General features: G+C 59.5%; 26 protein-coding genes. All 26 read left to right on the top strand.

The genetic code is table 11. The features are described 5' to 3' along the window. The first annotated feature begins 24 nt into the window (after positions 1-24). The 26 genes from N687_RS0112050 (at position 25) to N687_RS0111925 (ending at position 24974) form a co-directional block, all read left to right on the top strand. Positions 25-339, top strand: a complete 315-nt coding sequence (locus N687_RS0112050; RefSeq protein ID WP_029422089.1) for a hypothetical protein — start codon at positions 25-27, stop codon at positions 337-339. An 85-nt stretch (positions 340-424) separates the two neighbouring features. Further along, on the top strand, positions 425-889 hold the full coding sequence (locus N687_RS0112045; protein WP_029422088.1) for a hypothetical protein: 465 nt from the start codon (positions 425-427) through the stop codon (positions 887-889). Between the two features lie 13 nt (positions 890-902). After that, positions 903-1355: a hypothetical protein gene (locus tag N687_RS0112040; RefSeq protein WP_029422087.1), complete on the top strand. Its 453-nt coding sequence runs from the start codon at positions 903-905 to the stop codon at positions 1353-1355. 18 nt (positions 1356-1373) lie between these two features. Beyond that, entirely contained in the window at positions 1374-3833 is a 2460-nt protein-coding gene (locus N687_RS0112035; protein ID WP_029422086.1) for an ATP-binding protein, read from the top strand. A 79-nt stretch (positions 3834-3912) separates the two neighbouring features. Then, entirely contained in the window at positions 3913-4167 is a 255-nt protein-coding gene (locus N687_RS0112030) for a hypothetical protein (RefSeq protein WP_029422085.1), read from the top strand. 191 nt (positions 4168-4358) lie between these two features. After that, positions 4359-4571, top strand: coding sequence for a hypothetical protein (locus tag N687_RS0112025; protein WP_051663196.1), 213 nt, complete (start codon positions 4359-4361; stop codon positions 4569-4571). Further along, positions 4568-5278, top strand: coding sequence for a replication-relaxation family protein (locus tag N687_RS0112020; protein WP_029422083.1), 711 nt, complete (start codon positions 4568-4570; stop codon positions 5276-5278). The genes N687_RS0112025 and N687_RS0112020 overlap by 4 nt, the downstream gene beginning before the upstream one ends. Positions 5279-5509: 231 nt before the next feature. Then, complete coding sequence (locus N687_RS0112015) at positions 5510-5965, top strand: hypothetical protein (protein ID WP_029422082.1); 456 nt, start codon at positions 5510-5512, stop codon at positions 5963-5965. 26 nt (positions 5966-5991) lie between these two features. Next, positions 5992-7593 carry an Ig-like domain-containing protein gene (locus tag N687_RS0112010; protein ID WP_029422081.1) on the top strand — a complete coding sequence of 534 codons (1602 nt, stop codon included), beginning with the start codon at positions 5992-5994 and terminating at the stop codon, positions 7591-7593. 13 nt (positions 7594-7606) lie between these two features. Beyond that, positions 7607-8107: a hypothetical protein gene (locus N687_RS23920; protein WP_156040126.1), complete on the top strand. Its 501-nt coding sequence runs from the start codon at positions 7607-7609 to the stop codon at positions 8105-8107. Positions 8108-8216: 109 nt separating this feature from the next. Beyond that, complete coding sequence (locus tag N687_RS0112005; protein WP_029422080.1) at positions 8217-8489, top strand: HU family DNA-binding protein; 273 nt, start codon at positions 8217-8219, stop codon at positions 8487-8489. A 1-nt stretch (position 8490) separates the two neighbouring features. After that, on the top strand, positions 8491-9483 hold the full coding sequence (locus N687_RS0112000; protein ID WP_029422079.1) for a hypothetical protein: 993 nt from the start codon (positions 8491-8493) through the stop codon (positions 9481-9483). Positions 9484-9505: 22 nt separating this feature from the next. After that, positions 9506-10648, top strand: a complete 1143-nt coding sequence (locus N687_RS0111995) for an AAA family ATPase (protein WP_029422078.1) — start codon at positions 9506-9508, stop codon at positions 10646-10648. A gap of 43 nt (positions 10649-10691) precedes the next feature. After that, on the top strand, positions 10692-11714 hold the full coding sequence (locus tag N687_RS0111990) for a ParM/StbA family protein (protein WP_029422077.1): 1023 nt from the start codon (positions 10692-10694) through the stop codon (positions 11712-11714). 1 nt (position 11715) lies between these two features. Next, entirely contained in the window at positions 11716-12324 is a 609-nt protein-coding gene (locus N687_RS0111985; RefSeq protein ID WP_029422076.1) for an EAL domain-containing protein, read from the top strand. Beyond that, the gene (locus N687_RS0111980; RefSeq protein WP_029422075.1) at positions 12321-12815 is read left to right on the top strand and encodes a hypothetical protein; all 495 of its coding nucleotides are present in this window, start codon (positions 12321-12323) and stop codon (positions 12813-12815) included. Before N687_RS0111985 ends, N687_RS0111980 begins: the two co-directional genes overlap by 4 nt. After that, on the top strand, positions 12799-13977 hold the full coding sequence (locus N687_RS0111975) for a ParA family protein (protein ID WP_051663195.1): 1179 nt from the start codon (positions 12799-12801) through the stop codon (positions 13975-13977). Before N687_RS0111980 ends, N687_RS0111975 begins: the two co-directional genes overlap by 17 nt. Continuing rightward, positions 13965-14657 (top strand): SAF domain-containing protein, encoded by a 693-nt coding sequence (locus N687_RS0111970; RefSeq protein ID WP_231493465.1) that lies wholly within the window; start codon positions 13965-13967, stop codon positions 14655-14657. Before N687_RS0111975 ends, N687_RS0111970 begins: the two co-directional genes overlap by 13 nt. 1000 nt (positions 14658-15657) lie before the next feature. After that, entirely contained in the window at positions 15658-16407 is a 750-nt protein-coding gene (locus N687_RS21080; protein ID WP_331280161.1) for a GntR family transcriptional regulator, read from the top strand. An 87-nt stretch (positions 16408-16494) separates the two neighbouring features. Then, on the top strand, positions 16495-16809 hold the full coding sequence (locus N687_RS25520; protein WP_197029274.1) for a (2Fe-2S)-binding protein: 315 nt from the start codon (positions 16495-16497) through the stop codon (positions 16807-16809). Next, positions 16802-18313: an NAD(P)/FAD-dependent oxidoreductase gene (locus N687_RS0111950; protein ID WP_029422069.1), complete on the top strand. Its 1512-nt coding sequence runs from the start codon at positions 16802-16804 to the stop codon at positions 18311-18313. Before N687_RS25520 ends, N687_RS0111950 begins: the two co-directional genes overlap by 8 nt. Continuing rightward, positions 18306-19412 carry an NAD(P)/FAD-dependent oxidoreductase gene (locus N687_RS0111945; RefSeq protein ID WP_231493464.1) on the top strand — a complete coding sequence of 369 codons (1107 nt, stop codon included), beginning with the start codon at positions 18306-18308 and terminating at the stop codon, positions 19410-19412. Before N687_RS0111950 ends, N687_RS0111945 begins: the two co-directional genes overlap by 8 nt. Before the next feature lie 46 nt (positions 19413-19458). Further along, positions 19459-21093 (top strand): ABC transporter substrate-binding protein, encoded by a 1635-nt coding sequence (locus N687_RS0111940; protein WP_029422067.1) that lies wholly within the window; start codon positions 19459-19461, stop codon positions 21091-21093. Between the two features lie 11 nt (positions 21094-21104). Next, entirely contained in the window at positions 21105-22475 is a 1371-nt protein-coding gene (locus N687_RS0111935) for a M20/M25/M40 family metallo-hydrolase (protein ID WP_029422066.1), read from the top strand. A 213-nt stretch (positions 22476-22688) separates the two neighbouring features. Then, positions 22689-24062 carry an ATPase, T2SS/T4P/T4SS family gene (locus N687_RS0111930; protein WP_029422065.1) on the top strand — a complete coding sequence of 458 codons (1374 nt, stop codon included), beginning with the start codon at positions 22689-22691 and terminating at the stop codon, positions 24060-24062. A 30-nt stretch (positions 24063-24092) separates the two neighbouring features. Next, on the top strand, positions 24093-24974 hold the full coding sequence (locus N687_RS0111925; RefSeq protein WP_029422064.1) for a type II secretion system F family protein: 882 nt from the start codon (positions 24093-24095) through the stop codon (positions 24972-24974). Positions 24975-24994: the final 20 nt, after the last annotated feature.

Here is a 24994-nt window from a genome sequence, read left to right as displayed (position 1 = left end):
CACAAATTCAAGGAGGAATGCGAAGTGATGAACAAGTTGGGCACTTTGGCGATCCGGGCGTATCATTCCACGCCGTGGCTGAGGTGGCGGCGGGCTGACGCGGAGTCGAGCAACATTACGAAGCTGGCGTATGTGATGTTCGGCGTGGTGATTGTGGCGTTCATGATCATCGCGCTCGGTGCGCTGATGATCTTTGGCATCAACAAGGCACAGACCAGTGGTCAGAACGCGCTCAACTCCGTGAGTTCCACCAGCGGCACCACGACCGTCGGCGGATACACGGGGTCGTACACGGGCGGCGGCAGCATTTCGCTTCCGGCGCTTGGCAGCGGACAATGATTGGACAGCGGGCCGCGCATGGAGTGAACGGATGGGGCGGGCGAGGATTCTTGCCCGCCCCGTTGCGTCAAAGGGGGGATTTTCGGTGCGCAATTGGATACGCCCGCGACGCGCCGGAACGGGGACGGGGATGCTGTACGCGGGCCTGGTGTCCACGTCCGCCGCGCTGGTGGTGTTGGGACTGCTGATGATCTTCGCCTCTCTGCTGCATGAGCGGCAGGTGCTGGTCACCGCGGCTGAGAACGGGGCGCGGGTGGCGGCGCTGACGGGGGACACCCAGACGGCGCAGGAGGCGGTGGCCGATATCTTGCAAGAAGCGAACCTGCCGCAGACGTATCACGGCCAGACGCTGTGGACGGTCTCATCCACCTCGGTGATAAACGGCCCGGCGCAGCCCGAGGCGAAAGTGACGATTCAATACCAAGCGCCCATCCTGTTCCCGGACCTGTTCGGGGCGCTGGGACATCCCAACAGCCTGCCCTTGACGATTCCACTGAGCGTGAGCGCGTCGGCCGCGAACGAGACGTATTTCACGGGGCCTCCGAACTGAGGAGGGATGCATCATGGGCGAGATTTACAAGGGACTGGTGTGGGTGACGATAGGGCTGCTGTTGACGGTCATGCTGATGACGTTCGGGGCGACGCATACCGCGTACCGGCAATTGCGCTCGGCGGCGGAGGCGGCGGCATGGTCCGGGCAGACCGCCATTCACCACGAACCTGCCGCCACCACCGGGAATCAAGGATACTTTCTCGTAACGCCCAAGCAGACGAGCGACCCGGTTGCGGCGGCCCAGGCGCAGTGGCAACAGAGCGTGCAGCAGTTGCACCTGTCGTCCATGTTCTCGGACCTGAATGAGACGACGACGGTACAGAACAACCAAGTCACCGTGACGGCCTCAGGGGTATTTCATGTGCCGTGGCTGGATACGGCGTCACGGGCGCTGTTTGGCGGCCAGTACGCGGTGACATTTCAAGTCCCGATGCGGGTTTCCGTGACGGGTTCGAGCCAATGAAGCAGGAGGTGGGCAGGCGTGGCCCCACTGTTTGAACACATTTTGGCCGGTGCTGGCGCTGTTGGGCTGGCTAGTGCCGTGGGATATGGCGCCGTGCGAGACAAGGACAGGGTGACGGTGGAGCGAAAGCGCTGGAGGGGTGAGCCGCGAGCGCTCATCGCCCGCTCAAACCACGTTTACAACGCGCAGGAGACCGCGGCGTGGCTGGCGCGGCTCACGCACTTTCGGCGCCCGAAGGCAGAGAGATACACCAAGGGCCGGGTGTGGTTCACCTTCCGGGTGGAAAAGGACGCGTACGGTGAGGTGTGGTTCTGGTTTATCGTGCCGGACGACCGGGTGCAAGGGGTCCGAGGGACCCTGCCGCCCACGCTGGAATGGCATGAGGTGGCGCAGGAGAACCGCCATGAGGCTTTGAGCCCTGAGAGCCGCAAGGCGCGAATGCGCGTCGTCGCGAAACACCCCATGTTGCCGTTTGCCCGCCCCGGCAAGTCCGACCCGTTGGTGACGCTGCTGCGGGCGATGGGACCGAAGACCGCGGTGGAGATCGCGTTCAGTCCGATGGACGACGGCGAAGCGTTTGAACGAGTGCGCAAAGCCCACGCCAAGGTGGACCCGGAGGCGGCTAGAGCCCATTCAGGAGCGGCCAGCACCCGTGAGGCTTTTGCGGAGATCGGGCGGCAAACGCTCGCCGAGTTGGGTGCGGCGTTCACGGGGAAACCGGCGCCAAAACCGGGGCAAAGCAGGGCGCAGTCCGTCAAACCTTCGCTTCTCCCCCACCAGAAGGCACGGATGCAGGGGATATTGCGGCGGTACGAAGAACTCGACGAGCTGTTCGAGGTGACGATTCAGTTTGAAGGCGAGGGCACAGGGCGCGCCCAGCCGTGGTTCCAGGGGATGCTTGGAGCGCTGACGGATGTGGCGGCAGAGAACCAACTTGTCGCGTCGCGCGGGCTAAGGCCGTTCGTGATGTCGGCGGAAGAACTGGCGCAATTGGTCCATGTGCCGTCGCCGGACGAATGGCCAAAGATGCCGGTGATTCGTGAGCATGCCCGCACCCTGGGCGATGAGGAGTTCAACACGGGGGTCGCGATTGGATACCTGCGCCACCCGACACAGGCGACAAGACTTGTGCGGATTCCGTATGAGCAGTTCACGAGACATTTCCTCATGACAGGTATGACGGGCTCGGGCAAGTCCTCGACGCTGGTGTTCATGATCCAGTCCATCATTGACGAGTGGGCGACGCAGAAGCCCGGTGAGCCAAAACCCGGTTTCACGCTCATTGACCCCGCCTCGGAGACGGCGCTCATCATCCTGTCGCGTCTTCAGGCGGCTCTACCCCAGGATAGTCCGCTGTGGAAGAAGGTCCACTTTGTGTCATTCTCCAACCGGGACTACCCAGTCGCGATGAACCTGCTTCAGGTGTTGTCGGTGGATGCGCTGGTGGCCACGATTAGCAAAGCGTATGGAGGCGGCGCGCGAATCGACGAGATCGTGGACAAGTGCGTGGCGGCGTTCCAGGAGGACGACGAGGTGGTGCATGTGCTGGCCGGGATGATCCCGATGTTAAAGGACGAGAACTGGCGGCTGCCGGTGGTGCGTCGACTCAAGACCCCGCTGCTTCGGTCCTACTGGGAACAAACGTATCCTGCACAGGCCAAGAACCCAGACTACTACGCCCCGGTGGAGCGGCGTTTGCGCCCGTTTGTCTCAAGCTCCACGGCACTGTATTTCGGCCAGCCGGAGTACGCCCTGCCGATCCGGGAGTGGATGGACGAGGGTCATATATTGATTCTCGACGTGAAGGCCCTGGGCGGGGAGTTGATGGGGCTGCTGATGGGCGGGCTCATCGAGCGGTACTACCAGGTGGCGCTCACGAGGCTGGAGAGCACAGCGCTGACGCACTTTCTGCTCGTTGACGAGTGCCACCGGGTTCAGACCGGCGTGATGGCGAAAATCATCGCAGAGACTCGGAAGTTTGGGTTGAGCCTGGGGATGATCACCCAGTCCGTTGAGCAATTCGACGGGGAACTGAAGAAAGCGATCAAGGATGTGCTGGGCAACTTCATCTCCCTTCGCGTTGGCGCGGACAGCGCCAGGGTGCTGGCGGAACTCACGCAGGGGCACTTTTCACCGGATTACCTACGGGCGCTGGATGACAACGTGGCAGCGGTGTTCACGACGGTGGGCGGGAAGTCCTCGTCGTGCGAGACGAAGACACCGCCGCCCGACGTGTACGAGGGCTGGCACCCAAACTGCAAACCTGTGAATTTCTTCGACAAACCGGCGCTGCGCAGGCGGTATGACGAGTTGCGGACGTTTGGATACGAGTTGCAAAAGGAACTTGGCAGGCCAGCCGCAGAGGCGGAAGCGCGGCTCAATTTCTACCTGGAGCGCGGGTACTGGCCAGACGACGAGAAGGCGAAGACTGGCAGCCCTCGTCGTCGGCGGGGGTTGTCGGCGGATGATTTGTACTGACGGCACAGGCCGCGCCGCCCTCGTTTGAGGGCGGCGTTTTTGCCATGCGGGGCGCGCATAGATGGGAGGGAGAATCGGAATGCAGCATTGGCAAGTTGGCGACTGGGTGCGGGTGCGAACGGCGAAGAAAAAGCGTCCGACGGACGACGATATGGAACGCTCGGTACAAGAAGGCGAGATCGTGTTCATCCACCGCCGGTTCGCTGTCGTTCAGCTTTCCCGTTACCGTGAGACGTTCTGGCTGGACGAGCTGATGCCTGTCACGACGGTGGAGGATGAGGAAACGGTGGAGCGCGAACAGCAACGTCGGGTGCTGGAGTGGCTGGGCGCTTAAAGCGCTGTGGGACGAAAACGCCCACAACTCCGTTCCGGTCAAACCAGTCGGTTACGGAATGTGGGCGCTTACGTCCCACAAAGGGACGGTGAGGCAAAGTGCTGCGAATGCACGTGTATTTTCGTGACCCCAGAGTGATTGATTTCGTTCGGCGATTGCCTGCTCGACAACGGTCGAGGACCCTGGAGGACATGCTTCTTCGAGTCCTTGATCAAGGCCAGGAGGACGGGGATTTTGCGAAGCGGGTGGCGGAGAAAGTGGGCCGGTGGCTGATGGAGCATGGGTTGATCGTCACCTCGGGTGCGCAACAGGAGGGAGTGCACGAAATACATGAGACGCGGGATGAACGGGAAGTGCCCCGCAACCCCGTGACGTCGTTCTTGCAGAGGTGGGATGACGATTGATTTTGCAGTGGCGGGACAGTGATTTCGCGCCGGAACAGCAATTGCTCGGAGTGGTGTTCGACGCAGGTGTGATTCTTCGGGACGATCTGTTGTTCCTCCTTGGGTGGAGCGTTCACAAGCTGAAGCGGAACTTGCGGCGGCTGCGAACCAGACATGCCGAGCCCTTGATACGCGGCGTGAAAAGCAGCGAAAACCATCACATGTACCTCCTGACGCAGGAAGGGGTTCGATACGCCCACCAAATGCTTGGCATCGAAGTAAAAGCCGTCACGATGGAAGCGCAGATGAATCATGCCCTGGGGCTGAACGCGATTCTCATGCGGTACGTTCGGGCGCACGGGGTTGAGGGGGTACGCTGGTTCAACACACGGGAAGCAGCGGATGAACTCTGGTTTCTGAGAAAGTTGGTGACGGGAGAATCTGATGTTGACCTACGTGGAACCGCCATACGACCTGACGCGATTTTACGGACGGCAACCGGATTTTGGTGGATAGAATACGACAACGCGACGGAAAATTCGCGTCAGATCTGGCGCAAGTATCAGATGTACGTGACCAATCTCGCGTCGCTGGACGATTCATTTCGGCATGTGGTTTGGGTCACGAAGACCGATTCGAGGCGCGGGTTCCTGGAGACGATTTGGCGGCGGGTGGACCATCCTGATGTCCACATGTCGTTTTACAAGGAGACCGAAGAGGTGTTTTGATCCGCGCCAATCCCCGCTTCTGACCATCTTCCTGACCATGAACCCCCCCTGCACTTGACGTGTCTCCAATGATCTCGGGAACACCTGAATTTGCGTGGATTTTACGAGTGAATTGGTTCCACATAAACACACCATCCCGCATGTCTTCTGCCGGTTGGAGACGGATTCCGCATGTACCGCTCAAGACCTTGCCATACATCCCTCCCCTTGATGAAGGGAGGGGTTTTTCGTTTGGCGCACCTGTGGTCGAATTCGGCTGCTTGGATGACGGTTGGATTTCTTGCGCTTTGTGCGATAACGGACGTTCTTTACCGCCGGGTGAGTGAGACGGCGATAGTCTTTTTCTCCTTAGCGGTGCTAATTGACCAGTTCTCCTGGGTCTCCGTGGCGTCCGGGCTGCTGTGCGCCGGATTGTGGTGGGTGTCGGATCGCCGCAATGCCGCCTTAGGTGACATTGAGATGGCCGTCCTCACTGGCCTTGGCCTCGGGCCGTTCAGTCTCATCACGATTGCTGTGTCTTGTCTCCTGGCATTAGCGACCAAACCCTGGTGGCCACGGCTGTCGAGCCGTCATACGCCGCCGGGTGAACGTCACTTGGCACCCATGGGGCTCTACCTGGCGGTTGGGGCTTTGGTGACAGTCCTCATGGTGCCGTGGCTTATACGGGGTGAGTGGCTGCGGGCATAACGCAATGATTCGGGAGGTGAATTCGAATGTTCGAGGGCCTGAAGGGGCCTCTACGCTTGCGGCCCGCCGGCGGAGAAAATATGGTGCCACGCATCGCCTTGATCATGGCGGCCATCGTCCTTACGGGCGCCGCCGTGACGGGCATGTGGGTGACCTACGCCAACGGTGGGCACAAGCAGGCAGTGGCCGCGGACGACATGGCCAATAAACTGTGGGGCAGGCACATCCCAAGTTATGGGGTAACCGTTAGCAACGGCACAGGGTACGTGGCTCAAACCGGCATCACAGGCATGACCGTGGACTTGACTGCCAATCCTCAACAGGTGTTTGTTGGGCAAGCCGTGACACTCACCGCTACTACGAGCGAGGATGTCAGCGGATATGAGCTGGTTATCTTCGATCAAACAACCGGCCAGTGGGTCGGTTCGACCGTTACCAGTGGAACAACAAACACCGTGACGGTGACTCAAACTTCTGCTGGTTCGCATACCTACGTCGCATACGTGGGGCTTCCGGACAGCCCAGCCGATACGGCTGCAGCCTCGCAGCCTGTGACGGTTACATGGGCCGCGCTGAGTATTAGCGTCCAGGCGAGCCCGAATACGAATGTCTTTCCGGGTCAACGTGTGACGATTACCGGGCGCGTCACATCCGACGGAAATGGAGTGTTCGGCCAAACGGTGACGCTCTCTGCGAATGGAGGCAGCCTGTCTCCGACATCAGTAACCACAGACGCGAATGGCAACTTCACAGCGGCGTTTACGCCGAATGCGCAAGGGACGTACACGATCACGGCGTCGTGTGTTGGAAGTACCGCCACAGCGACGATTCAGGTGCGCCCAACGTTCACTGTGTCGTTGCAAGCCAACACTCAGACACTGGTCGAGGGGCAAAGCGCCATCCTGACGGCGACGCTAAATCAGGATGTGTCTCCGTTTGTGCTTGACATCTACGACCAGACCACGGGCCAGTTGGTCGGTTCACCCATGACCAGCGGTACGACGACTGCGGTGACAGTCTCCGTACCTTCGTATGGCACGCACACCTACGTGGCCTATGTGGAAGATCCGAACAACCCATCGACGCCCATCGCACAGTCTTCTGCTGTGACGGTGACGTGGCTGATGAAGCTGACCTTTGCGTTTGATCAAGTCCCCACAATCTATGTCGGCCAGCAAACGACCATCTCGGGCACGTTAACGCACAACGGCCAGCCGGTGCCGAATGAGACCGTGGCGCTGTCGGTCAACCAGGGCACGCTGAGTACCCAGACCGTCACGACGAACTCTTCCGGCGGGTTCTCGGTGACGTACACGGCGACAACACCAGGGACCGTGACAGTGACCGCGACCTGCGAGGGTCAGTCGGGATCGACCACGTTCCAGGTGATTCAAGGGGCGACGTCCGTAACACTGACTGCCACACCGGGATCTTCGAGTGCGGGAGATACGACGGTGAAATTGACAGCCACGGCGAATGCGCCGCTGGCGCCGACGCAAACGCTGACCATTTTGGACCTCACGACAGACCAGATTGTCGGCGGGCCGACGAATCAGCAGACGTTGACCGTCACAGTCACGCTGCCACAAGGCGCTACACACCAGTTTGTGGCGCAACTCAACGGTTGAGGAGGAGTGAGCCATGAAACGGAAGCATTTAGGATTGCTTGCGGGAATGGCGCTTCTGGCCGTACCGTCGATGGTTCAGGGTGCGACGATTCAGAGCAACGTCGTGACCGTGACGGCGGGGCATTACGTGCAGACGGGTACGCAGCAGGTGCCAGAGACGGTCACGGTGCCGAAGCAGCAGTGCCAAAATGTGCAAGTGCAAACCGGGAGTGGAATGTGTACGGAGATATATAACCCTTTTTATGGATGGACATCAACTTGTCCAGCGGGAGCATCTTTAACGAACATAGGGTTTTTTTATTGCTTCAGTGACGGTTCTTCGTCGGGCAGTGGCATCTATGCAAGTTATACAAATTTTAATCCAGGTACTTGCGGGCCTCCTGGAACTATGGCATTAGCATATGATTGGGTAACTTACCAAGTCGAACAGCAATGCCAAACGGTCTACGTCCAACAAACTCAGTACGTCACGCAGCCCGTCTACTCCTGGGTCCCAACGAGCGTATCGCAATGACACACGGAAATCCTCGCCGCCTTCGGGCGGCTTTCTTTTTGACGTCTTTGCCATGCACGCCGCCATGGAGTGGAAGGAATCCAATCTCACAAAAAAGGAGTGGCTAGTCGTGACGAAGACGGAACTGATCGAGGAACTGGCCGTGCGCGCAGAGTTGCCGAAGGCGAAGGCCGGGCGGGTGATCGACACGCTGTGTGAGGTCATCGGAGAGCGACTGCAGGCGGGTGAAAAGGTGATGCTGCCGCCCCTGGGCCGTTTCATCCACGTGCACCGCTCGGCACGCAAGGCCAGGAACCCACTGACCGGCGAGAAGGTGGATGTGCCGGAACGCGTGGCGGTACGGTTTCAGGCGTCGGCGACTCTGAAGCGGAGGCTGAACTGACGTGCGGGTACACCTGGCGCTGGGCGACGCGGCGACCGAAGCGTGGTTGAAGGATGCCTTCTCTTCGCGCGTGACATGGGTTGACCTGGAGCATGCCGACGTCGCGCTTGTATCTCGTCTTTCGGACGCTAAAGCGGCGGTAGAGTCCGGGGTTCCGGTCCGGTTCGTGGCCGGAACCCTTGACGCGAAGGGCCGAGACATTGTGGCAAAGGTAAGGGAACTCGGCGTCCGGGATGTTCTTGCGTGGCCAGAAGGAGATGGGGCCACAGCGGCCCACGTGTTCGCATTTCTCGCAGAGGCGTTGCCGGGGGTGCCGCGGGTGCAGATCCTGCGCGCCCCTTATCGTGTCAAGGTCATCTCAACCCGCCAATCCGGCGGGACGTTTTTTGCCTGGAATTTGTGGCATATGCTGCGCGAGCAAGGGATCGACGCAAAGCTCATCAGTGTGTCGAGCGCGAGTCCCTTGGCGTCTTGGCTGGCGCCGCCTTACCGGGACATCGTGTTCGGGGCTGTGCAGGCGGATGGGGGCGATGTGTGGGTGCTCGACGCCAGCGACACCACGGTGCCGGTCGAAGCGGACACGGTGATCGCTGTCCGGGACTGCGATCCGGCAAAAGCCTTCTCTGCGCCACCGGGGCCAGATGCGTGGATGGTCGTTAACCGGGTGCCAGCGGGAGTTTCGCTGCCGGAAGGCTCAGCGCACCTGGTGATCGAGGATCTGGGCTCGACGGCGTACGAGGCCATGACCACCGGGACACCGGTTGTGGCGCGGTATCCGACATTTGCGGAGGCGATGTTGGGGTTGTGGCGAGCGATTGAAAAAGGAGATCAAGGATTCCGGACTGTGGTGTTCGCCCCGGACATGGAAATGGTGGCCCCAGTGGAGGATGCAATAGCGCACGGAACTGGCGTCGGTGAGTCTTCGGACGGATTTGTGTTCGACGACGAGGCCTCCAGCGACAACGAGGACGGAGGATTCGTTCTTGACGACTGACGCGATGGGGAGGTGATACGCGGTGTTTGCACTGGTCTGCAAGGACGGGGCGAGCGACGTGCAGGCCCAGTGCGCCGGGGTGTTCGACGTGCGCGTGGTTACGGCCATGAGTGAACTCAAACGGCTTGCGGCGCAAGGGGATCTGGAAGGCGTATTTGTCGACGCCAGACTGGGTGTCACGTCCGCGATACAGCAGCGGCTTTCGGGGACGGCGGTGTACGAGTACACCCCGCCGTTTCGGATCGCGGACGCGATGCGATGGCATGAACAGACTCGACGGGCGGCGCCGAAGACCGAGGCGCCGCAATCCGTTTCTCCGCCTGTTTCTCCGGTGCCGGAGCCGCCGCCGAAACAGGAAGAGACCGCCGTTCGGTCTGCCGCGCCAGCGCCTTTGGCCTTGCGTCGTACGGTTTCCGCTCCGGTGCGTCGCCGCACGGTGCCGGTCATCCTGCTTGACAGCCCGAAAGGCGGCGCCGGCCGCTCGACGCTCGGTGCGCACATGGCGTACTACGGGGCACTACGTGGCAAGCGGGTGGCGGTGATCGACCTGGATACCAACGGGGACATCGCCCAGAAGTTCGGATTTGCCGACGCACCGGATGTGCGCGGCTGGCGTGGTCAGAGCGTGGAGGAGGCGGTGCGCGACGGAGTGTGTCTGGTTCACGAATCCGGCCTGCATCTGTTTCCGTCAGCACAGAGCCCGGAAGTGGTGCTCCAGGACCCGGAGGACGCGGTGTATCTGCTCCAGCTTTGCCTGGAGGAGATGGATGCGGTGCTGCTGGACATGCCGCAGGGATGGACGCCGGTGCACCAGGCTGTGCTGCCGTACACGACGCAGGTGCTGTTTGTCGTCGTGCCAGCGGTGGACCAGCTCGCCCGGATTCAGGAGCACGCGGACAAACTGGTGTTCGCGGGACTGTCCAAGGCGGTTGTGTCGCCGATCCTCAACAAGAGCAAGAAGGCACGGTCAGACGAACGGGCGCTGGCGCAGTACCTGCTGCCGTTCTCCGTACGGGCCGTGGTCCCGTTCGATCCGACCATCGACAAGCGCGGCGGGATAAACGGCAAGCGGATCGTTCGGGCCATGAAGCCGTTCTGGGACGAGGCGTTTGGGTTTGTGGCACCGAGGAAGCGGCGGCGGTGGTTCGGGGTGTTCGCCCGGTGAAGCGGATGCCATACACGGTGAGATGTGTTGGAGGGGGATGCGGATGATTCTCGGTGTGGACCTGGGTTATGGATGGGTGAAGGCGACGGATGGAGAACGCCAGGTGCGGTTTCCAGCACTGGTTGGGGAAGCGCACGAGCTGGTGATGCCGGAGATGTTCGGTTCCCGCGCCTTGGAGTACGACGTGACGATTGAAACAGACTCCGGATCGCGGCGGGTGTTCATCGGTGAATTGGCCCGGCGGGAGAGCCGGGACGCAGCTTTGAACCTGGCCACGCGAAAGTACGAGGACGCGGACACACAGGCGCTGTGGTTGACGACGCTGGCGCTTTTGGCCAAGGACGGCGAGCCGCTGGACGTGGTGACAGGGTTGCCGCTGGCGCACTACGAGACGCAGCGGCATGCGTTGCGGCAACGTCTGGAGGAGACCACCGGGCGGGTGACAGTGCAGGGGCGGACGGTGGACGTACAGGTGCGAAGCGTGCGGGTGATCCCGCAGGCGATGGGGGCGATGATCGCGAGCCTCCTCGATCCTGTTACCCTGGAGCTTCGCAATCCTGCCTGGACGGAGCATGGCGGGTACCTGCTGTTGGTCGACGTCGGGACGCGGACAACGGGTTTCGTCACTTTTGAGACACAGCCCGAACTGGCGCTGGTCAACCGCCTGTCGGACTCGGTGGACGTGGGGGTGCATGACCTGCACGTGGCACTGGCCGGGGTGTTCCGGCAACGCACAGGAGAGACACCGCCCTTGTCTGACCGAATCTACGACGAACTTCTTGCCCGAGGCGAGGTGGCGTATGGCGGCCACATGGTGTCGGTGGAACCGGAGCGCACACGGCATATGGAGCGGCTGGGAGGCCTCATTGTCCGGCGGATCGTCGAGCGCATGGGGGCGGAGGCGGTACGCCGGGTGCAGACGGTCTTTGTGGCGGGAGGCGGGCATGCGATTGCGCTAGCGGCCTTGCAACAGACGTTCCCGCGGGTGTACACCGTGCCAAATCCGCAGATGGCCAATGCGCAAGGGTATTGGATTTATGGCGTCACACGCTCGGGGAGGGGATAAGGTGGCGTTGCGGCAACAGGTGATTGTCCGCCTTGCGGACGAAGCGGTGTTCGGGCACGAACTGTTGCTCGCCCATCCCCGGGATACGCTCGGGCTGTTGGCGGATGCGGGGCTGTTGACGGATCTCGACCGATACATCCTCGATGTGGCCGCCAGGCGTACGCTCGACCGCGGGGAGCGGGTCTTTGTCAATGTGACGTCGGAGTTGTTGACCCGGAAAAGGCTGCCGTTTGCACACGACCAGGACTTGTCAGGACTTGTGCTGGAAATCACGGAGCGAAGCCGCCTCGATATAGGGGCGGTTGCTTCATATCTGGAGCCGTATCGTAAGCGGGGCATGAAGGTGGCCCTGGACGATTTCGGAGACGGGTTCAACGGGCTCTTCCGCTGGAATGTGCTTCAGCCGGACTTCGTGAAGGTGCGCCTGACGGAAGGAGTGGAGGTGTTCTTGCCTATGTTGGTGCAGGTTGCGGCGGAATCAGGAGCCCAGTTGGTGGTTGAGCGGGTAGAAACACCCGAACAGCATGCTTGGCTGCAGAAACTGGGTGTTGGGTACGGCCAGGGGTTCTACTATGGACGCCCCACCCCGATTGAGGGGGGTGCCGCATGAGAAAAGTCGGCTTTGCGGGTTTTGGCAAGAGCTTTCTGGCGTGGAACCTGGCCGGGGCTGTGGAGGGAAGCGTGATTTACGCGGACCACCGCGCGCCGTACCGGGTGTGGAACCGGACCGTACCGGTGTATGAACGGTGGGCGGATGTTGAAACGGCTCGCCCTGAGCTGGTGTGCATTGACCATGAGGAGTCCGAGGTGGCGCCGGACATCGTGGTGTACGGCGTCACTCCGGATTTGGGTCGTATTGAGTTGGCGCTGCGGGCACAGCGGCAGAGCAACCGGACAGTTGTTTTGGTGCTCGTGGGATACGAGGAAACGGGGGTGCCCTGGCCTTTTCCGCCCGAATTTCGCCCTGCAATCACCGTACCGTGGGACATGCGCCAGGCAACGTCGCCGCTTGTCGGTGCGCCGTTGACCCTGCGCGACCCCGTCTGGCGGCTCCGGTTTGAGAGGCTGTGGGAGGTGATCCGGAATGTTGACGCTGTTTGATAAGGACCCGGTGCGTGGTGAGCGATTGAGGCGGTACCTGGAGCGGCAGGGAGCTACGGCGCAGCTTGTGGCGCGCGAGGAGGACATCCCTGCCGACGATTGCGGTGTGACGGTGGCGGTGTTCATGGCGGGCTGGGACGAGGCGACGGTACGGCGTGTGAAGGACAGCTTTGGCGTAGCGGCGCTGCTTTGCACGCCTGATACTGTGTCGTCCGAACGGTACACCGAACTGTTGCGAGCCGGGTATGACGACGTCATCCCGTACCCGCCCTCTCCGGAGTATGTCCGGCGGTGGGAACGCGAGCCCGAGACCGACGGCAAGGTGACGCTCGAATCCCTCGTTGCGGGTCCCAAAAAGTCTTCCTACACTGACCTGCGCGACACGCGGCCGTTTGCCACCACGTCACTGACCCGTCAAGCCAAGGTCATCTGTGTGGCCGGGGTCAAAGGCGGCGTGGGAAAGACGACGCTGGCGGTTCTCATGGCAAACGCGCTGATGGCCAAAGGCAGACGTGTGGTGCTGGCGGAGCTTGATCCGAACGGCAACCTGTCAGGGCTGCTCAAGGTGGAACGCGTGGTGACGGTCGACCGGTTTGAGACGCTGCCTGACACCCTGGCAGACCCCGAACTGGAGCAGAACATGATGCGCACCGAGGGGGGCTGGTGGCTGATCCCCAAGGGTGAGCGGCCACTGGGCCTAAGCCGTGACGGGACGGGGCGACTGATACATCTGACCAGTCAGTACGCCGATTACGTTGTGCTCGACACACATGCCTCATGGCTGGTGTCCACGCTCGTTGCTCTGCAAGTGGCGGATGTGGTGATAGGAGTGACCACCACCGATCGCACGACGTGGACAGACTTGCGGCCGTTCCTGCAGGGGACGGACAGGCCCGCGTACCTAGCCATGAACCGCGTACGGGAGCGGTCGCGGCGTGTAGAAGAGATTGCGAGGTTTTTGGAGCGCGAGACTGGGTACCGGGTACTGGGCGTCGTGCGCGAGGACAAGACGTTGTACGAGCGCGTGCAGCAGGGCCTGACGCCAATGGGTTCTCGAAAGACGGACGATGCGGTGCGGGCGCTGCTGCGCGCGGCAGGTGTGACGGATACGGCGTCGGACGCTCCGGAGAACTTCGAGAAGAAGGGACGGTGGAGACTGTGAAACGAAGCACGTTTCTCTTGATGGGTGTGGGGCTTGCCGTGGTAGCGGGAGGACTCTTTGCCTTTGGCTACAAAATGGCTACTGACACAGTGCCCGTGGTAACGGCCAAATCGTTCATTCCGGCGGACACGCCAGTGCAGGGTGGTGACCTGACCACCACGCAGGTACCGAAGTCGTTTGCGCGGCAAATGGGTGCCCTGACCCGCGCCGGGGATGTGACGGGACACTACTTGTCGGTGTCCGCGGTGCCGGGTGAACCGATCACCCGGGGGATGCTCGCGACATCCGATGATTTGCAGGCGCTGGCGTCGCAGTACGCGGCGGAACACCACACGGATGGGGTGTTGGTGGACTATGCGGCGAACTCTGCCTTGGCGAACGCCGCGCAGCCGGGGCAGGACGTGGCGCTCGCGGTGACGCCACAGGGTCAGAACGCCGCACCGAAGTTGTACCCGGTGCATGTGCTCGCGGTGTCGGCGCCGCAGACACAGCAGAGCAGTCCCCTGAGCCTGAACAACAACAGCTCGGGCAAGACGCTGTTTCTGTTTATTCCAAGCACCGAGTACAAAGAGATTGCGCCCGCGTTGACGGCGGGGCAGGCGCACGTGGTGTTCTTGCCGATCACAGCCATGGCCAATCCGGTTCAGCAAAAGACTCAGAAGGCGGGGGCATCGGAATAAAACGGGGTGTAGTGAGTTCAGACTAGATATCGCGGAGCGGATTGATATTGGCTGTGATTCAGATAGATTATTTTGGAGGCCGTCGGCGTGACCAAGTGGCACATGCTGACAGGTTCCTGCCAATGGGGTTGCGCTTGGACAGGCGTTTAACCACGGGGTGTGGGGAGTTGTCGTTGGGGGTGTCGCTCCTGGCGCGGCGATCGCGTATCCCTAGAACTCCCTTGTACGCCGGGAGTCGGGCTGCTGGCCATTGGCGTATCGTGTGGGCAAAGTATGAGTAATGAGGGCTGTTGGACATGTACGACCCGTGCATCGGTGGATGCATGGGTTTCATTTTGCGGGTGAACATTTATTCAGTCATCGGAGTACTGGAGGAGGTGGACGACAAACTGCCTGTCCGAAAATCGTCGAGTGTTCGAGTGTTGGAAAAGGAGATCCAAATGACGCTGATCGAACTAGTGTCCTCGTTGGAAGTAAGCGAAAACCTGTTCATCCGGCCAAACGTCATTGTAAGGGTGGCTGAACAGCACGTCCAGAACTACCGCGATGTCTGTCAGACGCCCAGCAAGAAGAGTTTCGACTCCTCTCAGCCCACGGGAATACCCAGTGCCGTCCCAACGCCCATGCCTTGCACGCGGGCGAACATGCTGTAGAGACGGCTGCGCAGACTTTCCTGTCCATAGTGGATGATTGACACACCAGGACAGGTTCACTCGAAAGATCCAGGCAGCCATTACGGACATTCACCGGCGGAACATGTTGTGAATCAGCTGATGGTGGCGATCGTCCGCTCGGAAGAACAGCAGACCTCTGCTGTGGAAACGATGACTGCGGTAGTGAAAAACAGTTCGCCATGATGATGGAAAAACTGGTGGAGGGTGCAGGAGAGATCACACCCATCTCGGGGGGATTGCGACAGCTGCTAAACGCACATTCGCTATCTTACAACCGTATACAGATTTGATTTGAGGAATTGACATATCAAATATGATGACATACTATTAATATAACAAATTTTCAAGGAGGCATTCTTATTCTCGACAGGCAGTCTGGAGTTCCCCTGTACATACAACTCAAGCGGATTATCGAGGAGCAGGTTCACACTGGAACATTTCCACCTGGAACCCGCATTCCGACGGAACACGAACTAAGTCAGCAATATGGGGTGAGTCGCATTACCGTCCAGCAGGCCGTACGGCAACTGGTTCACGAGGGCCTGTTGGTGCGTCAAGCTGGCCGTGGAACATTTGTGGCCAACCAGCCAGTGGAGGACAATTTGTTGAAATTTATAAATTTCGTCATGGAAACCCCGGCCATCGAGGGCGGGCATCAAGTGATTTCGGCCAAAGTCACTCTTCCGTACGAGCACGAAGCGGCGGTCTTGAAACTAGAACCCACTGACCCCGTGGTACGTTTGGAGCGACTGAAGTTTGAACGAGACCGCCCTGTTGCATATGAGCATACTCTGATTCCTTTTAGAGTCTGTCCCAACCTCTTGGAAGAAGACCTCGGTGTGCTCAATCTGTACGACTACTTTCGTCGCATTGGTGTACGGGTGGTAGACGCGCGCATGTATCTCGAACCTTACGTGCTGCCTCAGGATGTGGCACGCCATTTGCGGCTCGATCCTGGAACTCCAGCCTTCCTGTGGGAACGCATTTCATGGGATTCCAATCGCAGCCCGGTGGAGTTGAGCAAGTTTGTTATTCGAAGCGACACTCGCCGCTTCTATGTGCACTACTCGATTTAACGACGGTCCGAAGTAGACATTTGGGTAGCGGGTGGCCGTGCACTCAACGGGTTTGCGCGGGCGATCCCTGACTGGGGAGGACGGAACGTGGAACAGTTCGACGTCACAAAAGAAGGAGCGAAGACGCTCCGTTTTCGGTTCGATGGGAAAGAGTTCCTCGCATCTTCGGGGCAAACCTTAGCTGCGGCGCTCATGAGTGCAGGAGTATGGGGATTTTCGAGTAGCCGCACGTTGAATCAGCCTCGGGGGACGTACTGCGGCAGCGGTTGGTGCTGTGGTTGTCTAGTCGTGGTCGATGGTCAACCGCGGGTACGAGCATGCATGACCTTGGTACAAGCGGGCATGACGGTCGAACCACAATGCGGTGATCCGGCGTTCGAAAGGAGGGATGCCCGTGGTTGAGCACGGGGGCGTGCCGCAAACGATCCAGGTTGCGGTAATCGGCGCTGGAATGGCTGGATTAGCGGCGGCGCGTGAACTGGTGTCTCTGGGCCTGAGTGTAGCCGTGTTCGACGAAGGGCTCGATCCGGGTGGGCGAGCAAGGTCCAGTCAACTTCCTATAGATACCCCACGCGGCCCACTGCCAATTTGCGAATGGGTCGAACAATTGGCAGACGAGGTGGTGCGCGGCGGGGCGAAATTGTTTTTGGAATCGGCCGTCCTGGGCCAGTTTGCGGACCGAACGCTGGCTGTGCTGCGCAAAGACCGCGTGGAGACGGTGCGGGCTGACGCTGTTGTGTACGCTACGGGAGCGAGGACGGACGGGCTCCTGTTTTCCGGGTGGACGCGGCCGCAGGTGATCACTGCCGAAGCTGCGCGGCGGCTGGCTGTCACCGACCGGGTCGCTCTAGGAAGAAGAGGCGTGATTGTCGGTTATGTGGACGAATCCTTGGCCCTCGCGCGGGAGCTTGTGGCATGTGGAGTAGACGAGGTAGTGATTGTGCGAGCGGACCATCCGGTCGAAGACATTCCTGGTGCAGCAGACTGCTTGGCCGGACGACCGGAGGTAATGCATGATTGGGTCATTCGGGAGGCTCATGGTGGGCGTCTGATGACGCACGTTACGTTAGTGCATCGACAGACTGGTCAGGTCATTCAACACCCGTGTGATTTCGTAGTATTGAACCATTTGGTGACGCCGGCTATCGAGGGATTGCAACTAGCCGGGGCGCGGTTTGTGTACGAGCTTGCGCTCGGCGGTTGGGTACCTCTGTACGACCGGGGACTGCGTACCACAGTGACAGGTGTGTATGTCGCGGGGTCCGTCACTGGAGTAGAGTCTCCCGAAGTCGACCTGCTCAGTGGGCTTATCGCAGGTTTGACCGTGGCGAGTGACCTGACGAACACATTCAAGGAGAACGGTGCCAATCCAGCACGAACCGGTCCAGAGGTCGGGATAGCTGGTGAGGTCGAGGCACTCTGGGACCGTATAAGGGCCGCCTCCCCAGAACGGAAGGTTCAGGCCAGAGAACGGATTTTTGGAGCGTTCGCCCATGCCAATCGCTCAACGGAGGGGAACGCGTGGAGCCGTGACGGGTTCCACCCCTATAAAGCTGTCGCGCACGTCCACAGGACTTCCACGCGTACCGTAGAACCGTGGGTAGTGGTGTGCCGGTGTGAGGATAACAACCTGGCGGACATCCGAACCGCTTTACGGCAGGGCGCACGATCCCCAGACGACGTTAAGCGCCTGACGCGTTGCGGGATGGGGTTGTGTCAATGGCGGGCTTGCAGAACTCTGGTGTCCGAGGTGATTTCGGAAACGTTGGGGATCCCGATGGATGGTGTTCCTTTTCCCAACGTACGTTTTCCGCTACGGCCGGTTTCGCTGGGTCTGCTCACGGCAGGAGCTGTGGAAGACGGTACCGTGCGGTCTGTGCTGAGCGAGGTGGAAGATAATGTCTGATGCACAGATCATGGTGGAACATGTCCCACCACGCATGAATGCCGATGTGGTCGTCATCGGAGCGGGCGTGGTAGGCAACGCGATTGCCTTTCACTTGGCCGAGCAGCGAGCGGACGTGTTGGTCGTGGACAAGAATTACCCTTTGTCTGGAACATCGGGTTCCACACAGGCTTGGGTGTGGGTGCACTCGAAGACCCCGGCATCGTACGCCGAATTCAGCCATCTGAGCGCGCAGTTGTATCCGTATCTCAAGCGTCGAATTGGAGATGTCGAATATCAGCGCACGGGAGGCATCTCCCCGATCTTCACGCAGGCGGAGCTGGAGAGGGCGAAGCGGTTCGTGGAGGCGTACAGTAAACGTGGTATGGACGTACGTCTGCTCACAGGCGACGAAGCGAGGCAGCTAGAGCCGTGCCTGTCTGACCGCGTGATAGCCGCCACATATAGCCCCATCGACGGTAACGTCAATCCGCTTCGTCTCGTGGACGCATACCGGCGAGCGGCGGTAAAGTTGGGAGCCAGGTACTCGTTTTACAATCCCGTGCGGAACGTGGAGTACACTTCAGGACGGTTCTTGGTACATTCGGAGCGGTCAGAAATCACCTCCCGACAACTGGTTATCGCAGCTGGCATCTGGTCGCGGGAAATTGGGCAATGGCTGGGCGTTGATATTCCAGTTCGGCCGGTACGCGGACAGATTCTGGTGACCGAACCCCTGCAGCCTCTGCTCAGGCACACCCTGAGCGGGCTACGCCAGGCACAAAATGGGGAATTCTTAATCGGGTACTCACACGAGGAGATTGGTTTCGATCGCCGGAATACCCTGCCTGTCATTCAACAGACCGCCGAAATGGCAGTGCGCTATGTGCCAATATTGGCACAGGCGCGATTGGTGCGTGCGTTTTCCGGTCTTCGGGTCATGCCGGAGGATGGACTTCCGATTCTCGGTCGGGTTCCCGAATACCCGGGATTGTATGTGGCCGTGATGCACAGTGGATATACACTTTCTCCCCTTGTCGGCACGTTGATGGCCGAACTGATTCTGACCGGTGAGACTTCGGAACCCATGGACGAATACACCATCACGCGTTTCTCGTAAATCTATCACGAATCTATCACGACCTTATGTCTGGAGGTGTATCAAAGTGAAGAAAGTTGTCACATTGACTATGACCGTGATGTCTGTCGCTCTGATGATCACTGCCTGTGGAACAAATGGAGAAAGTAATGTATCCACCGGAAATGCTGCAGGGGAGCAGTCTGGTGCTGGAAAGCAAATGCTGATCTTCGGCCGTGGTGCGGATTCGACCACGCTCGATCCGGCTACCACGTCGGATGGCGAGTCGTTTCTCGTCACACAGGAGATTTACGACACTTTGCTGACGTATAAGCCGGGCAGTTCTGAGCTCACGGGGGACTTGGCTTCCAGTTGGGAGGTGTCAGCTGACGGTCTGACATGGACATTCCACCTTCTCAAGGGGGTCAAATTTCAGGACGGAACGGAATTTAACGCAGATGCTGTGGTGTTTAATTTCAAGCGCTGGTGGGATCCACAGAACCCTTACCACAAGGGAGCTTTCCCTCATTTCAAACAGGACTTCGGCGGTTACAAGGGCGATCCGAATTGTGTCTTTAAAGGCATCGAAAAGGTGGACGATTACACCGTGAAGATCCACCTGACTCATCCTTATGCCCCGCTACCTCACATTCTTACTCAGCAAGAATATGGCATCGCGTCCCCGGATGACGTGAAGAAATATAACGGAGACATCTCGAGACATCCAGTTGGTACGGGGGCGTTTGAATTCGTCAGTTGGTCTCCAAACGATAAGATAGTACTTAAAAAGAATCCCAACTACCGTGAGCCCGGTTATCCCAAGTTGGACGGAATAATCTTTGAGGTGATTCCAGATAACTCCGCACGCCTGAACGCGCTTCGAGCTGGACAGATCGATTTAATGGAGGGTCTCAATCCATCCGACGTCCAATCAGTGAAGTCGGATTCCAACTTGCAGTTGTTCACCGCGCCGAGTGTAAACGTTGGCTACTTGGCATTCAATACGCAAAAGCCACCGTTCAACAACGAAAAGGTCCGTCAAGCCATTAATCTTGTGATCGACCGCAAGGGAATTGTTGACGCGTACTTCAACGGTTTGGGTGTACCGGCATCATCGCTCCTGCCTCCACTGAGCTGGGCATATAATTCATCCCTCAGTGTGCCACAGGTGGACGTCGCGAAGGCAAAACAACTATTGGTGGAGGCCGGTTATCCGAATGGTTTTCGCACCGACTTCTGGGCCATGCCGGTACCGCGCCCGTATATGCCACAACCGCAGCAGATTGCGACCGCTATCCAGGCAGATCTCAGCAAAATTGGGATCCAGACAAGAATTGTCACGTTTGACTGGGCAACTTATTTGAAAAAGACCCAGTCTGGAGAAGCGCCCATGTATTTGCTGGGATGGGGAGCTGGTCACTGGGATCCGTCCAGCTTTGAAGATACTCTGTTGAACAGCAAAAATACCGTTCCCCCCGCGGGTAACCTTGCATTCTATAAGAATCCACAGGTCGACAAACTGTTGGCGCAAGCACTTAATGTTGCCGATCAGCAGAAACGTGCGGATCTCTATCGTCAGGTGGAGGCCATCGCCGCCCAGAGCGTGCCGTACGTGCCGTTGGTTCACGCGGCACCTGCGTTCGTCGGCAGCAAGTCGGTGCAGGGATTCGTTCCAGTAGCAACAGAAGGTGCGCAGTTCACGCATGTAAGTATTAATCGGTGAGGGGGGATTCGATGAACGACTGGAGACAATGGGCACGTGAAGAATTCGAAGCGTCCCTGGCTGATCTGCAGCGACTATGTAGGCAACCTAGTGTGAGTGCTCAGGGGCTGGGCATCTCTGACATGGTAGATTTACTCAGTTCATTGCTGGAAGACGCCGGTGGTCAAGTGCATGTGTTCCGTGACTTTGGGAATCCGCTCGTGTTTGCCGAATTCGAGCCCAGTTATCCGGTATCCGATGAGCGCACCTTACTATTCTACAATCATTACGACGTCCAGCCTCCAGAACCGTTGAATGAGTGGAGCGTACCGCCATTCGAAGCCGTGGTGCGGGACGGACGGTTGATTGCGCGTGGTGCGGCTGATAACAAAGGTAACATCATGGCGCGTTTGAGCGCGGTTCGCGTGCTCATGCGGAAGCGATGCTTGCCGTGCCGGGTGAAATTCGTGATCGAAGGTGAGGAGGAAATCGGGTCTCCGAACCTTGGCCGCTATCTCGAACGGTACGCCCACCTGTTTCGTGCGGATGGATGTATCTGGGAGGGTGGTGGTGGCAAGACGGTGGAGAAACGGGTGGAGATCGTCCTTGGCGTCAAAGGCATGTGCTATCTGCAGATGCGGTCGCGCACTGCGGATGTTGACCTGCATTCCTCATTTGGCGCGGTGGTCGATAATGCAGCCTGGCGGCTGGTGCAGGCGCTTGCCACGTTACGGACACCGGATCACCGGATTCAAGTAGCTGGGTTTTACGACGATGTCTTGGTGCCGACGGAGGAAGAACAAGCTTTGGTAGACACGGCGTCCTACGATGAGGCGGGGGTTGCACGTACGTTTGGTATTAAGCGGCCCTTTATTACAGGAGAGCGGTCAGTCAAACGATCCCTTGTGTTTGAACCGACCCTGACCATCTGCGGTCTCGACAGTGGCTACAGTGGTCCTGGCAGCAAGACGGTGTTACCTAAGCAGGCGCAGGCGAAAATCGACATCCGCCTCGTTCCGGATCAAGATCCGAATGACATCCTGCGCAAGGTGCGGAAGCACCTAGATCAACACGGCTTTTCTGACATTGAGGTGGAACTCCTCAACGGTCAGCGGGCCTACAGGGCCCGAACGGATCACCCGTTCGTGGGACTGGTGGTCGACGCGGCACGCGAGGCGTACGGTACGGAAGTGGACGTCTGGCCGAACTCCCCTGGAACTGGACCAATGGATGTGTTCGGACACTACCTTGGTCACGACATGCCCATCGTTGCGACCGGATGCGGTTGGTGGAATTCTCGGATTCATGCACCGGATGAGTCGCTACGCCTGCTCGACTTCCAACAGGGGATCTTGCACATGGTCATGATTCTGAGTCGTCTTTCCGCCATGTCGTCAACATGAGCGGGCGATTTGTTAACTCTGAAGTGGTAGGAGTTAGAGAGGGCAAGAAAGCAGAAGGGTGAGGCTCAAATCTCTTCTAGCTACGAACATCGAGCGATGTAAGTACTTCAGAAGGAGTAATACGGAAGCAAAGAATTGCGCCGTGTGTCGTTGGACTCACGGCCTTTCATTTTGCCCTACAATTCCTGTTCGGTTGAAGGGAGGCTGATAGAAATGCACATGGCCGAGATTGAACAGGCCCAACGCGAGATGGAACGGGTGTTGCGGGGCGAGCCGGAACTGGAACGGCTCGCGCGGGAAGCCGAACCACACTACCAGCGCCTGCTGGAGGAAATCCGCCGCCGCAACGAGTGGTGGCGGGAGCTTCCGCCGAGAAAGTCGGCGTATGCGTACCTGGGCCGGATCGCTGGCGAGATTGACGTGCCGCACGCCTGCCGGGAGTACGTCATCACCGCCGTGCTCAATGACATGTACTCCTATGGCAAGATCCAGCGGCTCATCGACGACCCGCTTGTGTCGGACATCCAAATTTACGGGGGTTTCGCGACGTTCTATATCCGGGCGGGCAAGCGGTACGAATCGACGGAGGCCCGCATGTCGAATGAGGAGTTGTACGCCTTCGTTCAGAAGAAGTTGTCCGGGACCAATTACCACTTCGATTTGTCCAAGCCCTTTTGTGACGCGATTCTCCCGGACGGATACCGGATGCATGTGGTGGGAGGTCCCGCGGGGTGGACCGTGCCGGACGAGGACGGGCGGCGTCTGGAGCATGACTGTTTCATCGTGACCATTCGCAAGCCGCTGCGGAACTTCACTCTTCAGGAGTTGTGGCAGCTGCGCACGTTTGATGAGACGATTCTCTGTTTCTTCGAGTGGATGCAGCGCTTGGCGCGCAGTTTTGTGATTGTCGGCGGGACGGGCAGCAGTAAATCGACCCTCATGGCGGCCCTCTTGGGTCTCGTTCCAGGAGACCGGGTGTCCGGGATCATCGAGGAGATGCCGGAGTTGCAGCCTCTGTGTCCGCGGGCGGCGCGACTCTATGAACGTCCGGCGAACGCGGAGGGCAAGGGCGCGGTGCGGATGGCGGAGCAGGTGGTCAACACGCTTCGGATGCAGTTTGACAACGTGTACGTCGGCGAGGTGCGCACGTCCCCGGTGGCGTGGGAGTTCTTGCAGGCGGCTTCGACCGTCACCCACCAGACCGGGACGACGCTGCACGTGCGCGGGATGCCGGACACCGCGGCGGCGATCCGGAGGTTGGCGGCGTTGCTCCTGGCTCATGAGACAAAGCCAGGTCCCGCGATGGTGGGCGATCTCATCACGATGGGTGTCAAGCACATCATCGGCATGATGTCTGCGCCGGACAAAGGTGGCAAGCGCGTGGTGGAGATCGGTGAGCTTTTGCCCTATGAGCCACAGAAGCGCCGGATTCCGTATGTGGTGATTGCCAAGTGGGACCCGGCGACCGACACGTGGCATTTCAACGGCATCACCAAGGCGATGGTCGATGAAGCGAGGATCTGGGGATACACCATTTCTGGCTTGCCTGTACAGGAACACCCGGATGTTCGGTACGTGTATCTGTGACGGCGAAGACAACGAGAGGAGCAAACCGGCATGATAGCGCAATTGATCGGGCTTTTGGCAGGGTTGGCGCTGCTGTGTCTGTTTATCGAGAGCGACCTGCGCCGGGCACACCGTGAGTCGCTGTGGCTCGCGTCGTTGCGCGAGCGGTACCATACGGCCAAGACTCGTCTTCCCGCGCTCGACCGGCTTGCGTATGAGATGAAGGAGGGCGGGGTGAAGACAACCCCGCTCATTCTCGTTTCCGCGGCCGGGTTCGTTGTGGCATCGGTGCTGTTGTCGCTGGCGGAGGAATCGGTCCTATTCGGCGTGTTGGTGAGTCTCGCCGGGACCATCGGCGGGGCGGTGGGATGGATTCGATACCGGTACCGGAAACGCAAGCGGGCGTTCTTTGACGCGCTCTTGCGTGAGGCGATGCCGATAGCCATCACGACCCTTCGGGCTACGAACCGCCTGGAGGCGGCGTTTGAGGATGTGGCGTCCATCGCGCGGGACAAGCGGGTCAAGTCGGAGTTCGAGGCCCTGGCCAAGACGTGGCGCGGACTGCATGTTACGCCGGAGCAGGCGCTGGGGCTTGCGGCGGCCCGCTGGGAGATCGACGAGATGGTGCAGCTTGCGAGGGCGACGGAAGAAGCCGTCAAGTACCACGCGAACCTGGCTGAGTTGTGGTTGAAGTACCGGGAGCAGATCGAGCGGGACGAGGACAAACGGAGAAAGCTTCGGGCCAAGACGCTGGCCGGGCGCCGCAACGGCCTCATTTACTCCGGGATCGTGGTGGCCATGTTCGGGCTGGCGTACCCGCGGGCGCACCCTTACATGACACCGATTGCCAACACTGGATTTTGGGTGGTGCTGCTCATTCTTCTGGCCTGCACGTGGGCGATCTGGAGGGCCGGGGAAGTGATCGAGGTTTGATTGCAGCAAGTGATTGGGCT

It is taken from the genome of Alicyclobacillus macrosporangiidus CPP55, from assembly GCF_000702485.1.
In the GTDB taxonomy this organism is placed as follows: Bacteria; Bacillota; Bacilli; order Alicyclobacillales; family Alicyclobacillaceae; genus Alicyclobacillus_H; species Alicyclobacillus_H macrosporangiidus_B.
This window is presented reverse-complemented; position numbering and strand designations above follow the sequence as displayed.

Coding starts and splice junctions, on each gene's coding strand:
- N687_RS0112040 (WP_029422087.1), top strand. CDS start 903: ATGGGCGAGATTTACAAGGGACTGGTGTGGGTGACGATAGGGCTGCTG.
- N687_RS0112030 (WP_029422085.1), top strand. CDS start 3,913: ATGCAGCATTGGCAAGTTGGCGACTGGGTGCGGGTGCGAACGGCGAAG.
- N687_RS0112025 (WP_051663196.1), top strand. CDS start 4,359: ATGCTTCTTCGAGTCCTTGATCAAGGCCAGGAGGACGGGGATTTTGCG.
- N687_RS0112010 (WP_029422081.1), top strand. CDS start 5,992: ATGTTCGAGGGCCTGAAGGGGCCTCTACGCTTGCGGCCCGCCGGCGGA.
- N687_RS23920 (WP_156040126.1), top strand. CDS start 7,607: ATGAAACGGAAGCATTTAGGATTGCTTGCGGGAATGGCGCTTCTGGCC.
- N687_RS0111990 (WP_029422077.1), top strand. CDS start 10,692: ATGATTCTCGGTGTGGACCTGGGTTATGGATGGGTGAAGGCGACGGAT.
- N687_RS0111980 (WP_029422075.1), top strand. CDS start 12,321: ATGAGAAAAGTCGGCTTTGCGGGTTTTGGCAAGAGCTTTCTGGCGTGG.
- N687_RS0111975 (WP_051663195.1), top strand. CDS start 12,799: ATGTTGACGCTGTTTGATAAGGACCCGGTGCGTGGTGAGCGATTGAGG.
- N687_RS0111945 (WP_231493464.1), top strand. CDS start 18,306: ATGTCTGATGCACAGATCATGGTGGAACATGTCCCACCACGCATGAAT.
- N687_RS0111935 (WP_029422066.1), top strand. CDS start 21,105: ATGAACGACTGGAGACAATGGGCACGTGAAGAATTCGAAGCGTCCCTG.
- N687_RS0111930 (WP_029422065.1), top strand. CDS start 22,689: ATGCACATGGCCGAGATTGAACAGGCCCAACGCGAGATGGAACGGGTG.
- N687_RS0111925 (WP_029422064.1), top strand. CDS start 24,093: ATGATAGCGCAATTGATCGGGCTTTTGGCAGGGTTGGCGCTGCTGTGT.